At 32.7% G+C, this 12,199-nt stretch carries 18 protein-coding genes; 17 read left to right on the top strand and 1 reads right to left on the bottom strand.

Features of this window, described 5'->3' with window-relative positions; genetic code table 11:
- Positions 1–15 precede the first annotated feature (15 nt).
- The 6 genes from terS (at position 16) to BUB51_RS13055 (ending at position 5,517) form a co-directional block, all read left to right on the top strand.
- Positions 16–756, top strand: coding sequence for a phage terminase small subunit (gene terS, locus BUB51_RS05610; protein WP_073196164.1), 741 nt, complete (start codon positions 16–18; stop codon positions 754–756).
- Positions 731–1,996, top strand: a complete 1,266-nt coding sequence (locus BUB51_RS05615; RefSeq protein ID WP_073196166.1) for a PBSX family phage terminase large subunit — start codon at positions 731–733, stop codon at positions 1,994–1,996. The genes terS and BUB51_RS05615 overlap by 26 nt, the downstream gene beginning before the upstream one ends.
- A 9-nt stretch (positions 1,997–2,005) precedes the next feature.
- The gene (locus tag BUB51_RS05620; protein WP_073196167.1) at positions 2,006–3,403 is read left to right on the top strand and encodes a phage portal protein; all 1,398 of its coding nucleotides are present in this window, start codon (positions 2,006–2,008) and stop codon (positions 3,401–3,403) included.
- A gap of 10 nt (positions 3,404–3,413) precedes the next feature.
- The gene (locus BUB51_RS05625) at positions 3,414–4,940 is read left to right on the top strand and encodes a minor capsid protein (protein ID WP_073196169.1); all 1,527 of its coding nucleotides are present in this window, start codon (positions 3,414–3,416) and stop codon (positions 4,938–4,940) included.
- On the top strand, positions 4,937–5,146 hold the full coding sequence (locus BUB51_RS05630; RefSeq protein WP_073196171.1) for a hypothetical protein: 210 nt from the start codon (positions 4,937–4,939) through the stop codon (positions 5,144–5,146). The genes BUB51_RS05625 and BUB51_RS05630 overlap by 4 nt, the downstream gene beginning before the upstream one ends.
- Before the next feature lie 233 nt (positions 5,147–5,379).
- Positions 5,380–5,517: a hypothetical protein gene (locus BUB51_RS13055; protein WP_159430389.1), complete on the top strand. Its 138-nt coding sequence runs from the start codon at positions 5,380–5,382 to the stop codon at positions 5,515–5,517.
- A gap of 24 nt (positions 5,518–5,541) precedes the next feature.
- On the opposite strand, the gene BUB51_RS05635 is transcribed toward BUB51_RS13055, so the two are convergent.
- The gene (locus BUB51_RS05635; RefSeq protein WP_073196172.1) at positions 5,542–5,751 is read right to left on the bottom strand and encodes a DUF3892 domain-containing protein; all 210 of its coding nucleotides are present in this window, start codon (positions 5,749–5,751) and stop codon (positions 5,542–5,544) included.
- Between the two features lie 83 nt (positions 5,752–5,834).
- Here BUB51_RS05635 and BUB51_RS05640 point away from each other — a divergent pair, with 83 nt between their 5' ends.
- The 11 genes from BUB51_RS05640 to BUB51_RS05690 all read left to right on the top strand — a co-directional run bounded on the left by BUB51_RS05640 (position 5,835) and on the right by BUB51_RS05690 (position 12,071).
- Entirely contained in the window at positions 5,835–6,035 is a 201-nt protein-coding gene (locus tag BUB51_RS05640) for a hypothetical protein (protein ID WP_073196174.1), read from the top strand.
- 102 nt (positions 6,036–6,137) lie between these two features.
- Positions 6,138–6,767: a phage scaffolding protein gene (locus tag BUB51_RS05645; protein WP_073196176.1), complete on the top strand. Its 630-nt coding sequence runs from the start codon at positions 6,138–6,140 to the stop codon at positions 6,765–6,767.
- A 25-nt stretch (positions 6,768–6,792) separates the two neighbouring features.
- The gene (locus BUB51_RS05650) at positions 6,793–7,764 is read left to right on the top strand and encodes a major capsid protein (protein ID WP_073196178.1); all 972 of its coding nucleotides are present in this window, start codon (positions 6,793–6,795) and stop codon (positions 7,762–7,764) included.
- Between the two features lie 47 nt (positions 7,765–7,811).
- On the top strand, positions 7,812–8,036 hold the full coding sequence (locus BUB51_RS05655) for a HeH/LEM domain-containing protein (protein WP_073196179.1): 225 nt from the start codon (positions 7,812–7,814) through the stop codon (positions 8,034–8,036).
- 12 nt (positions 8,037–8,048) lie between these two features.
- A complete protein-coding gene (locus BUB51_RS05660; protein WP_242945558.1) occupies positions 8,049–8,390 on the top strand; it encodes a head-tail connector protein in 342 nt (113 codons plus the stop codon).
- Entirely contained in the window at positions 8,387–8,722 is a 336-nt protein-coding gene (locus BUB51_RS05665) for a hypothetical protein (protein ID WP_073196182.1), read from the top strand. The genes BUB51_RS05660 and BUB51_RS05665 overlap by 4 nt, the downstream gene beginning before the upstream one ends.
- On the top strand, positions 8,719–9,210 hold the full coding sequence (locus BUB51_RS05670) for an HK97 gp10 family phage protein (RefSeq protein WP_073196185.1): 492 nt from the start codon (positions 8,719–8,721) through the stop codon (positions 9,208–9,210). Before BUB51_RS05665 ends, BUB51_RS05670 begins: the two co-directional genes overlap by 4 nt.
- The gene (locus BUB51_RS05675; RefSeq protein ID WP_143153572.1) at positions 9,200–9,607 is read left to right on the top strand and encodes a phage tail terminator family protein; all 408 of its coding nucleotides are present in this window, start codon (positions 9,200–9,202) and stop codon (positions 9,605–9,607) included. Before BUB51_RS05670 ends, BUB51_RS05675 begins: the two co-directional genes overlap by 11 nt.
- Positions 9,608–9,619: 12 nt before the next feature.
- The gene (locus tag BUB51_RS05680; RefSeq protein WP_073196187.1) at positions 9,620–10,666 is read left to right on the top strand and encodes a phage tail sheath subtilisin-like domain-containing protein; all 1,047 of its coding nucleotides are present in this window, start codon (positions 9,620–9,622) and stop codon (positions 10,664–10,666) included.
- A gap of 16 nt (positions 10,667–10,682) precedes the next feature.
- The gene (locus BUB51_RS05685) at positions 10,683–11,159 is read left to right on the top strand and encodes a phage tail tube protein (protein WP_073196188.1); all 477 of its coding nucleotides are present in this window, start codon (positions 10,683–10,685) and stop codon (positions 11,157–11,159) included.
- 66 nt (positions 11,160–11,225) lie between these two features.
- The gene (locus tag BUB51_RS05690) at positions 11,226–12,071 is read left to right on the top strand and encodes a hypothetical protein (protein ID WP_073196190.1); all 846 of its coding nucleotides are present in this window, start codon (positions 11,226–11,228) and stop codon (positions 12,069–12,071) included.
- Positions 12,072–12,199: the final 128 nt, after the last annotated feature.

Raw genomic sequence — 12,199 nt, forward strand, 5'->3', positions numbered from 1 at the left:
AAGTAGGTGGTGAGGTTGAATGAGATAAAAGAAAAAGTAAAAGCTGACTATTTGAAAGGATTAAAATACAAGGAAATATGTGAGAAATACGATTTAAGCATAAATACATTAAAGTCTTGGATAAAAAGATATAAATGGTCTGATGAAAAGAAAAAGGGTGCACACAAAAATAAAAGGGGTGCACCCTTAAATAATAAAAATGCAATAGGAAATAAAGGTGGAGCACCACCTAAGAATAAAAACGCTGAAAAACATGGATTTTTTTCAAAGTATCTTCCTGATGAAACATTAGAAATTATTCAAGAGATAGAGCAGAAAAATCCTATAGATATACTTTGGGAAAACATACAGATACAATATGCAGCGATAATAAGAGCTCAGAAGATTATGTATGTAAGAGATAAAGAAGATATTACAAAACACCTTAAAAAGGAAAAGGATGGAGATATATTCACAGAAAGAGAATGGGAATTTCAATATGCTTGGGATAAACAGGCTAATTTTTTGCGAGCACAATCTAGAGCAATGTCTGAACTTAGAAGCATGATAAAGAGATATGAAGAAATGTTAAAGTCAGATTTAGTAACAGAAGAACAGAAACTAAGGATACAGAAATTGAAAGCAGAGATAAATGGTCCTGATGAAGATAACCAGGAGTCTATAAATGAATTCATAAAAGCTACTTCTCCAACAGAAAAAGAAATAAAAGAATTATTTGGAGATGAAGAAGATGGCGAAGAAGAGGAAGAAAATTAAAGGTTTTATTTTTAAACCTTTCTCTATGAAACAGAAAAAACTTTTATTTTGGCATGATAAAGGATCCCCGCATTGTGATAAAGACATGGTAATAGCTGACGGAGCTATTAGAAGTGGAAAAACAATAGCAATGATATGCTCCTTTATTAGATGGAGCTTGAAAAACTTTGATGGAGAGAATTTTATATTAGCTGGTAAGACAATAGGAGCTTTGAAAAAGAATGTTATAGGCCCTATGCTTCAAATACTTAATGCCTGGGGGTTAAATTATACCTATAATCGTTCAGAAAACTATATTGTGATAGGTAATAATACTTATTACATGTATGATGCAAATAATGAAAGGTCCCAGGATAGACTGCAAGGTCTTACTGCAGCAGGAGCATTAGCAGATGAAGTTGCATTATTTCCTCAAAACTTTGTTGATCAGATGATAGGGCGTTGCTCTGTAGAAGGTGCTAAAATTTTTATGAACTGCAACCCAGGAAGTCCGCATCATTTTATAAAGACCGAGTTTATAGACAAAGCTAAAGAAAAAAATATTTTATACCTTCACTTTACAATGGATGATAATTTAAGTTTATCTGAAAAGGTTAAAGAAAGATTTAGACGTATGTTTTCAGGAGTATTCTATAAACGTTATATCCTTGGTCTTTGGGTAATGGCAGAAGGCTTAATCTATGATATGTTTGATGAATCAAAGCATAAAGTAAGGACAAAAGATCGAGATTATATAGAATACTACATTAGTTGCGATTATGGTACTCATAATGCAACAGTATTTTTACTATGGGGTTTATGTGGTGGCAAATGGTATTTAATAGACGAGTATTATTATTCAGGTAGAGAAACAGGCAAACAAAAAACTGATGAAGAATATTATAAGGATTTAGTTAAGTTTGCAGGAGATAGAAGAATAAAAGCTATTATAATAGACCCTTCAGCAGCAAGTTTTATAACCTGTATTAAAAAACATGGGAAATTTAAAGTTAGAAAAGCTGAAAATGACGTGTTAGAAGGAATTAGGAACGTTGGAACTGCTTTAAGTGAGTTAATGATACTTTTTAATGATAAGTGCATTAACACATTTAGGGAGTTCTTTTCTTACGTTTGGGACGAAAAAGCAGCAGAAAGAGGAGAGGATAAACCCGTAAAACAATTTGATCATGCGATGGACGCCATGAGGTATTTCATTAATACCATAGTAATGAAGCAGCCAAGCATTCAGGTATTTAAGTGAGGTGATTAGATGTTAATATTTGATAACAGCGTTAATATGCTTACAAAAGAAGAAATTATAAAGATATTTATAGACGAGTTTAATGCCTCTAAAGAACGGAAAATGATGCTAGACGGTGAAAGATATTACAGAGTAGAAAATGATATACTCAATCGAAAAATGATAAGATATGAAGACGAAAAACCAGTAATAGACGAAACTAAAACAAACAATAGACTAGCACATGGATTTATGCATCTACTTGTTGATGATAAGGTTAATTATTTGCTCAGTAAACCTTATACATTAACTTGTGATGATGAAAAATACTTAGAAGCAGTCAAACAAACATTAGGAAAAAGATTTCAGAAAAAGCTTACACAGTTAGGAACAGAAGCCAGCAATAAAGGAATTGCCTGGCTTCATGTGTATATAGATGGAAGTGGTCAGTTTAAAACTATGAAAATACCTTCTGAGCAATGTGTTCCTATATGGAAAGATAATGATCATGAAGAATTACAAGCTCTTATTCGTTACTATGATATAGAAGTATATGAAGGAAAAGAAAAGAAGATAGTTACCAAAATAGAATACTGGACTTCTGAAACAGTTGATTATTATGTTATGGAAAATGGAGAAGTAATTTTGGATTCAGAAATGTATCTAGATGGTGAAAATAACTACGACGGGCATTTTAAGGTAAATGATGAACCAGGAAGTTGGGAGAGAGTTCCTTTTATTCCATTCAAGAATAATGATTATGAACTGCCTGATTTACAGTTTATTAAGACTCTTATCGACAACTATGACTTGACTAGATCAGATATAGCCAATGAGTTAGAAGATATCAAGAATGTTATATATGTTCTCAAAGGTTATGGTGGACAAGATCCAAGCGAATTCATGAGGGATTTATCTTATTATAGAATGATTAAGGTTGATGCCGATGAAAAAGCAGGAGTAGATAAAATTGAAACGACAATAAACATTGAAGCAGCAAAAGAACATTATGAAACCTTGAAGAAGGATATATATGACTTTGGCCAAGGGGTAGATAAGAGCCAAGATAAGCTAGGCAATAATCCTTCAGGTATAGCATTAAGATTTATGTATTCTGGATTGGACCTAAAATGTAATGCTATGGAAGATAACTTCAAGTGGGCTTTTGAACAACTAATATATTTTGTGAATAAATATTTGGAGATAACGAAACAACCAGTGTCGGATAAAGAAATAAAAATAGTATTTAATAGAGACATAGCAATTAATGAATCACAAGCTATTATAGACTGTCAAAATAGTAAAGGAATTATATCTGATAAAACAATTATTGCTAATCATCCATGGGTTGAAGATGTCGATAATGAAATTGAGCAAATTGAAAAAGAAAGTAAAACAAATGAATTGCCTATGTTTGATGAAGAGTAGGTGATAAAGCTTGAATAGTAAAGGCAAAAGCTATTGGGAAAAACGACAGGAACAAAACTTCCTTGCAGGTGAGAAAAAGATTAAAGAATATTATAAAGATTTAGAGAAAGCATTTAAACAGGCTAAAAAAGAGATTCAAGCTGTTATTAATGATTTTTATGTAAGATATGCTGATGAAAACGGAGTATCCTATGCGGATGCACAAAAAAGTTTAGATAAGGTTGAATTAGGTGATTTGAAGGACTTTATAGAACTTGTTAATAAGAGTATGGGTAAGTATAATCAGAAGCTTAACAATATGTCTATAAAAGTAAGAATAACAAGATATCAAGCATTAGAAAAACAAATAGACGCCATATTACAGCGATTATATGCTATAGAATATCAATATAAAGGGGAGGAAACTTTAAAAGAAGTATATTCCGATTCTTACTATAGAACATGGTTTAGCATAGACCAGTACCATGGATTTCATCAAGAGTTTGCACAGATTAATCCTAGAACCATTGAAGAGTTAATCAAATATCCTTGGAGTGGCGCGGATTTTTCAAGTAGAATCTGGAAACAAAAGGATCATATGCTCCAGAAATTGAAAGAAAGTATTACCACCATGATAATACAAGGCAAGAATCCAAGTACACTATCAAAAGATTTCGCTAAAATATTCAAAACAAAAGAATATGAAGCCTACAGGCTGCTCTATACAGAGAGCAGCTTTATTATTGAACAAGGTACTCTTGCAGCTTATAAAGAGGATGGAGTAGAAAAATATCAAATACTTGCAACATTGGATATGAAAACATCTGATATATGCAGAAGTGAAGATGGAAAAATATATGATGTAGATAAGGCTGTAGTTGGAGTTAATTATCCGCCATATCATCCATTCTGTAGGACTACAACTATACCATATTATGAAGATGAAGATTATTTAGAGGATAAAAGAATAGCAAGAGATCCTGCAACAGGTAAAACTTATAAAGTACCTGCGGATATGAATTACAAGGAATGGCATAAAAAATATATTGAAAATAACCCAGAGGCAAAGCTTGCTGAAAAGAAGTGGAAAAACAGGTATTCTGATAAGAAACAGTATGAAAAATACAAGGAAGTGCTGGGTAAAGATTTGGGTGTTAAGTCCCTTGATGAGTTCCAGGAGTTGAAGTATAATAAAGTTGAGGAATGGAATAAAATTGAAGATAACTACTATGTCAAATCGAGATTAAAAGATGGTACTTTTGGTTCTGTTATTAATCCTGAAAAACAAGCTCCACATATGGAATCAACAAGAATAGAAGGTAAAAGCTACTTTTATGATGATGTGGATGTTCAGGAATTATTTAATAAGTATGCTGGCACTGGAAGAGTAGAAAGAGATGGAAATGAAAGAAGAACGAATAAGGAAATAATCAGTTTGGATGAAAATATTGGTTTTGTAGTTAGTTTAAAAGGTGTCAAACAAGCAAATTCTATAAAAATACACCATTCAAAGAAAAGGACTCATATAGTACCACATTATCAGGAGGAAGAAGAATGAGGTTTTCAAAAATACCACAATTAGATTACGGTAAAAAAATAAAAGTTACATTTATTGACGGTCAAGTTTTAATTGGGATAGTTAATGGTTTCACAGCAAGAGGAGATAGCGAAAATAACCTAGAGGAACTTACAATTAAAACAGACCAATACCCTTATGTAGGCTTTAATGAATCAGAAGTTAAAAAAATAGAAATTATTGATTGACAAGCACTTAACCAAAAATTAAAAGGTGAGTGCTTTTATTATGTCTGAAAGGAGGGTAATAGTATGGAAGCCTTACATCTGAATTATCAAATGTTAGTTATGATATAGTAAAACAGAAACTTGTTTTAGAGTTTGATGTTATGAAGTGTTTAATAGAAAAATTAGATTAAAGACTTAAAAAAATATAGTTTAAATCATCACTAATATTATGCTTATTTAGAGAGGTGTGATTAGTGAATATGGATATCAAGGATAATATTACAGTAATTGACATAAAAAATGAAAATGAAGTAATTGCAGTTATATCAAAAGAAGAAATAATTATAAAAGATGGATATGATGTTTTATTTGATGTGGGAGTAGATGAATAATAACGTTGTAGCTGTGCCTTAAAATTAATCTAAATTATCTTTTTTACTCTTATTAGGATTTGATCTGATTATTCTTTTGCCATCTTTTTTCATTATATGGTAATCAGGATAATCATCAATATTATCAGCAACTTGTCCACGGGTTAAGATTTTTCCAGTTTTAGTGTCCAAAAACTTACGGTTTAAACCTGTTTTGCTTTCATCAATAACTTTAAGCCTTGGTTTTTTACTCAAAAATATCACCCCGTAAAATATTAAGGCACAGCTACTAAAAGAATTATATCATAAAATGTAAAATGGTTTTAGGAGGAGAGATAGTGAATAAAAAGTTAATACTTAGAGATGATTTTGTTATACCAAAAGGGACAGAATTTGAACTAATTCCAAGTAATACAGTTAGAACTTATGGTGAAGGAAATTATGAGGCTGATATTACAACTAGTAAAGATACTACCATGAGTATAGTAGTAAGCGAAGATGAATTAGAATGTAGTGGGTTATTTGAGGTATCTGAATAGGATATCTTTTTTTTATCGTCTTTTTGGTATTGTAGACGTAAAAGAACAAGACATCACCGGGCACGACCGGGTTAAAAAGTGAAGATGAAAGGAGAATGAAAGATGACAAAGGAACAATTAATTGAAATGGGATTAACTGAAGAACAGGCAGAAAAGGTTTTAGAAGCTCATAAAGAGGAATTAAAAGGATTTATTCCTAAAGCCAGATTTGATGAAGTAAACGAGACTAAAAAAGAGTTAGAGCAACAAATTAAAGAAAGAGATAAACAACTTAAAGAACTCCAGGATAAAGTAAAAGGCAATGAAGAACTAGAAAGAACTATCAAAGAACTGCAAGAAGCCAATAAAGCCACTAAAGAACAGTATGAAGCAAAGATAAAGGATATGACTATCAATGCGGCAATACAATCAAAACTTACTGATGCTAAATATCCAGAACTATTAATAAGTAAGTTCGACAAGTCAAAGCTATCGGTAGCTGAAGATGGTACAGTATTAGGCATTGATGAACAGCTAGCAACATTGAAAGAACGATACAAGGATTTATTTAAGCCAGATATTAAAGGTAAGGACCCAAACAATACTGGCAGAAGTTCTTTAGGTGATAAAAACCCTTGGAGTAAAGAACATTTTAATCTTACAGAGCAAGGAAAGTTAATTCGGGAAGACCCGGGAAAAGCAAAACAATTAATAATCCAGGCAGGCGGCAATCCTACATTATTTGGACTATAAAAATAAGAAAAGGAGATGATCTTATATGCCAGTAACAAGAGTTAGTGATATTATTATTCCAGAAGTTTTTAACCCTTATGTAATTAACACAATTGAAGAACAAAATGCATTAATTCGTTCTGGGATTATGGGAATTGTACCGGGCGTAGAAGTGCCTAACGGTGGTACAACTATAAATATGCCATTTTGGAACGATTTAGACGGAGAACCTGAAGCTATTCAAAGTGATTTTGCTTTAACTCCTGAAAAAATTACTGCTGGGAAAGATGTTGCAAGAATATTTGAGTTCGGTAAAGCATGGAGTTCAGAAGACTTGGCAGCAGAATTAGCAGGTAGTGATCCAATGCAGGCTATCGGTAAGCGTGTAGCAGCATACTGGACAAGACAGCAACAAAAGATCCTGCTAAAAATGCTAGATGGTATATTTGCTGATAATGAAGCAAATGATGGTGGCGATTTGATTCTAGATGTTTCAAAAGAAGATGGAACAGGAGAAACGGCAAGTGGAGAAATATTCCTTGAAGCTGCACAACTTTTAGGGGACGCAAAAGAAAAATTTACTGCAATTGCTATGCATAGTAGAGTGCATACAAACCTTCAAAAACTACAATTGATTGAATATATGCCTGAATCAAAAATAGACATCGGTTTTGGAACATATATGGGTAAAACTATTATCGTTGATGATTCTTTGCCTGTCGTAGATGGTTCTACAAGTGGAAAGAAATATACTTCTTACTTATTTGCATCTGGAGCAGTAGGATATATAGCAGGAACTCCTAAAGTACCTACTGAAACAGATAGAAACACTCTAAAAGGTGAAGATATTTTAATCAACAGACAGAAATTCATAATGCATGTCAGAGGGTTTAAGTGGACAGAAGCTGCAGTTGCTGGGGAAATGCCAACGCTTGATGAAATTGCTAAGGCTGAAAATTATGATAGGGTTTATGACAAGAAAAAAGTGAGAGTAGTTAAGGTTGTTACTAATGGTTAAGGTCAAGGTCTACCTTGGCCTTTTCCTTTTATGAAAGAGGTGAAAAAATGGGTGCAACTACATTTTATTTATTAGAGTTAGAAAAGAAACAAAGGAAACAATTAGAAAGACAAAAACAAGAAACTGAAAACCAAATAAGTGAAGATACAGAAATAGATTATAATAAGTTGACTAAAGATGAAATCAAATCAATACTTGATGAAAAAGGTGTTGACTATGATAGCAGAGCTAAAAAAGACGAGCTAATTAAGCTTTTAAAGAAAGTTAAATAAAAGGAGTTGAAAATGATGCTCAAAGAAGAATTAAGAGAATTAGTAAAATCTAATTTAAAAATAGAAGACGATAATAAGGACCTGCTTATTGATGATGTGATTCAAGAAGCAATGAATTATTGTAATTTACATGAACTACCGGAACAGCTAGAGCCTTTTATTAGAAGAAAAGTCAAAACCATTATTGACTATGAAGTAGAAAACGGCTCTAATAATGTGTTTGATGTGAAGTCTATAAAAGAAGGAGATACTTCAATAACATATAACACTGATGAAATTTCTAAAGAAACTATCTATGGGTTATCTGACAGGGACAAGAAAGCCCTTCAACAGTTTAGGAGGATTAGAAAATGAGTGCTCTACAACGATTATGGAAAGACAGAATGGATATCTATAGATGGTTTGAAGTGGTTGAAAACGGAATTACAAAGCAAAAAGAGAAACTTATGTATAGTGGTGTAAAGTGCCACTATAGCAAAGGTTCTTTGGCTGATGTAGGTATTGATGGAGTACCAAAATTAATTAATTCTTATACTCTATTTTGCAGCTTGGATACGGACCTAAAAGAAGGTGATAAGGTTGTGGTGACGCAGAGAAACGGAAGACAAGTAACTCTTATGGTTGGTGAAGGTTTCCCGTATAGTACACACCAAGAATTTTCTGTAAAGCGAGAGGATACAGCATGAGCAGTAGTAATTATCGAAGGAATAAAGCATTTATTGACAAGTATAGAAAAGAGCTTAAAGCAATGCTTGATGATATTAGTGATATAGATAAAAAAATACTTAATAAAGCAGTTAATACCGGTGCGGCATATGCTAGGAGAAATACTCCTGTGGGGGAGTACAAAGGTAATGTAGTAGAGTTTACTACAAGAGATGGTAAGCATGTCAGATTTACAATTAGTACGCCAAGAGTTGGAGGATTTTTAAGAAAAAGCTGGCACGTTATGCCTACTAAAAAGACACCTAAGGGGGTAGAAAAGGAATTAGTTAATTCCGCAGATTATGCAAGTTATGTAAACTACGGGCACAGGATTGTTCAAGGTGGCGTAACAAAAGGTTGGGTAAAAGGACAATTTATATTGGAGAAAGCGATGCACAGAGTAGATAAAGCGTTAGTAAAGGAATTTAAAAAAGAAATTGAGAGGGTGAATAAAAAGTATGATAAATGATGTTAAACAAGCGATTGTAAACAAATTATTAGAACTTTATCCTGATTATATAATATATGATGAAGATATTCCTCAAAATTTCAAAACACCCTCTTTTTTGATTAGTCTTATAGAGCAATCTTACAGTAAAAGACTAAATAATAAGTATCAAAGCCTTCTGTCTTTTGATATAGCTTATTTTAGCCACAAGAGGAAGACGGAAATAAAGAGTGATTGTTTATCTGTACAGCTTAATTTATTAAGAGAATTTGACCTTATAGACACATATAGAGTGCTAAATAAACAAGCTACAATAACAGATGATGTACTGCATATTACATTTGATATTAACTATTCAGAGATTAAAGAAGAAGAGTTTGTTAAAATGCAGAAACAAACTACAAATACGAATATATAAAGGAGTGAAAATATGGCAGGAACATGGGCTAGTCAAAATAAAATATTGCCTGGTGCTTATATCAATTTCCTTACTAATGCTCCTTTGTCTATTACTGTAGGTGATAGGGGTATTGTTGTATTATTGCAAGAGATGAGTGTAGGTAATGCAGGAGAAATGTATGAAATTACATCAACAGATAAAAGCCAATATCCTGAAGGAATTAGAGATGAAGATAAACTACTTGTAAATGAAGCTTTAAAGGGAGCACAGACAGTTATTGTCTATAATTTAGGCTCGTCCCATACAACTGATATGATAACAGCAGCTTTAGCAACACTTAAAACAGTTAATTTTAATACTCTAGCATATCCTTATGATGGGGCAGAGTATGAAGCAAACAAGCAAGAAATTGCTAGATGGGTTAAAGCAATGAGGGAAGAGGAAGGAGCAAAAATACAAGCAGTAATGGCTAACTATGATGCTGACTATGAGGGAATTATAAATGTTACCCAAGGGGTTAAATTGACAGATGGTACAGAGCTAACTGCTGCACAGTGTACTGCATGGGTAGCAGGGATAACAGCAGGGGCAAATATTAATCAGTCTAATACAGGCAGGAAATATGTAGGTGCTATTGATATAGTGCCAAGAATGACAAAGTCGGAGATGCGAACTGCTATTACAAATGGAAAATTCATCTTTAAGGTGGATTCATCACAAAATGTTACAGTGGTTAGTGATATAAATTCACTAACTAGTGTTAGCGCTAAAAAAGGCAAGCAGTTTACTAAAAATAGAGTAATAAGAACTATTGATGGTATTAACAACGATATTGTTGAAATATTTGAAAGCAACTATGTCGGAAAAGTTAATAATAATGCTGATGGTAGGTCTTTGTTAAGGGCTACATTGATTGAATACTTCAACGAACTTCAAAGATTAAATGCTATTCAAAATTTTGCTCCTGAAGATGTAACTGTATCCCCAGGGAAAGACTCTGATGCCATAGTAATTGATTGCTACATCCAGCCAGTAGATTCTGTTGAGAAAATTTATATTACAATTAATCTATCTTAAGGAAGGAGGTTAATGTATGGCAGATAATTATACAAGATTATCTGATACACTTTCCGCAAAAGAAGGGAAGGCTTACATCACCATTAATGGGCAAAATAGAGAATTATTTGAGATATCAAAGTTATCAGCTCAAATTGACTTAATTGTTCAATCAAGACGAATGCTAGGACATAGAATGACACAGCATAAAGTAGTTGGAGCAGAAGGAACTGGGTCAATGACAATGTATTTCATGAACAGTGAAATGTTGAATCAGGCAATACAATACCTCAAAACGGGTAATTATAAAGGGCTTAAACTGCAAATAAAAAATGAAGACCCACAATCCACTGTAGGCAAGCAAGAAGTTGTGTTATCTAATGTAATACTAAATTCTATTCCTGCTGCGATATTAGATGACCAGTCAGATGACCCAATTACATTTGATACTGACTTTACGTTTGATGATATTGAAAATCTTGAAAGTTTTCAGTTACCAGAGAATTATAGATAATTGTTGCAAATATCCCCACTATTTGTTATAATAATGACGAAATTAGTATTAAGGAGTGGGGATATTATGAAAAATGATAAACAAATTAATAGGAAGCCTAGAGGATGTTTATATATTATCATAGTATTTTTTGCCATATCTGTGTTGGTGAGTATTTTAATTAGCATGGGAGATAACTCAAGCCGACAGGCTATAAATGATGAAGATATAATCATTGACGTTTCTAAATTTTCTAAAATAACACCAGAGCAATTGATTGAAATTATGGGCGAACCAGAGTCTAAAGAAGAATGGAACTTTAAAAGTAGAAATGGCAATGTGTATCCTACTACTACTTATACCTATAAAAATGGTGACTACGAATTTTTAGTTATTGATAATAAGGTAGTGGAATTTAATATTTATAGTAGCGAAAATAATGTTATGAAATATACTGATGAAACATCGATTTTTTCTATGTTTGGTATAACTCCAGCGGATACTATTTTAAAAGTAAAGGGTACAGGGACAGCGTTGAGATATGAAAGTGTAACAGATAAAATTGAAGATTTTTGGATCCCTGTATTAAATCAAGAAGACCGTACTATAGATATTGTTAAAGTTATCTATGACAGAACATATTTTGGTGCTCCACCACGTATGGCAATGACTATATCAGAACAAACAGATTTACAGATTCGTTGTCAAAATGTAATAAAATCAATATTGAAGGCTCCTTCTACTGCTAAATTTCCCAATATTACAAAATGGTATTTTGGAAAAGATAGAGAAAAAATAGTAGTTCAAAGTTATGTAGATGCTCAAAATAGTTTTGGAGCTGTAGTAAGAAGTAACTTTCAAATAACATTTACAGCCAGTGGAGATACAATAATATCCCTTATATTTGACGGAGTAGAGTATATAAATAAATAAAAATGTAAAAGCACCTAATTTTAGGTGCTTTTCTTATACGTGCGCCGGGCATGCGTAACAACTAGGTGGTGAGAGTCCACTGTGGGGGTTGACCGTGCCAACCACTAGCCAAAGGCAAGGGTGTCCAT

The sequence above is a fragment of the Caloranaerobacter azorensis DSM 13643 genome, from assembly GCF_900129995.1.
Lineage (GTDB): Bacteria > Bacillota > Clostridia > Tissierellales > Thermohalobacteraceae > Caloranaerobacter > Caloranaerobacter azorensis.

Excerpts from the sequence above, each read along its gene's own strand:
- BUB51_RS05620 (WP_073196167.1), top strand. The coding sequence starts at position 2,006 with ATGTTAATATTTGATAACAGCGTTAATATGCTTACAAAAGAAGAAATT.
- BUB51_RS05680 (WP_073196187.1), top strand. The coding sequence starts at position 9,620 with ATGGCAGGAACATGGGCTAGTCAAAATAAAATATTGCCTGGTGCTTAT.
- BUB51_RS05655 (WP_073196179.1), top strand. The coding sequence starts at position 7,812 with ATGGGTGCAACTACATTTTATTTATTAGAGTTAGAAAAGAAACAAAGG.
- BUB51_RS05685 (WP_073196188.1), top strand. The coding sequence starts at position 10,683 with ATGGCAGATAATTATACAAGATTATCTGATACACTTTCCGCAAAAGAA.
- BUB51_RS05665 (WP_073196182.1), top strand. The coding sequence starts at position 8,387 with ATGAGTGCTCTACAACGATTATGGAAAGACAGAATGGATATCTATAGA.
- BUB51_RS05675 (WP_143153572.1), top strand. The coding sequence starts at position 9,200 with ATGATAAATGATGTTAAACAAGCGATTGTAAACAAATTATTAGAACTT.
- BUB51_RS05650 (WP_073196178.1), top strand. The coding sequence starts at position 6,793 with ATGCCAGTAACAAGAGTTAGTGATATTATTATTCCAGAAGTTTTTAAC.
- BUB51_RS05690 (WP_073196190.1), top strand. The coding sequence starts at position 11,226 with ATGAAAAATGATAAACAAATTAATAGGAAGCCTAGAGGATGTTTATAT.
- BUB51_RS05615 (WP_073196166.1), top strand. The coding sequence starts at position 731 with ATGGCGAAGAAGAGGAAGAAAATTAAAGGTTTTATTTTTAAACCTTTC.
- BUB51_RS05645 (WP_073196176.1), top strand. The coding sequence starts at position 6,138 with ATGACAAAGGAACAATTAATTGAAATGGGATTAACTGAAGAACAGGCA.
- BUB51_RS05630 (WP_073196171.1), top strand. The coding sequence starts at position 4,937 with ATGAGGTTTTCAAAAATACCACAATTAGATTACGGTAAAAAAATAAAA.
- BUB51_RS05660 (WP_242945558.1), top strand. The coding sequence starts at position 8,049 with ATGATGCTCAAAGAAGAATTAAGAGAATTAGTAAAATCTAATTTAAAA.
- BUB51_RS05670 (WP_073196185.1), top strand. The coding sequence starts at position 8,719 with ATGAGCAGTAGTAATTATCGAAGGAATAAAGCATTTATTGACAAGTAT.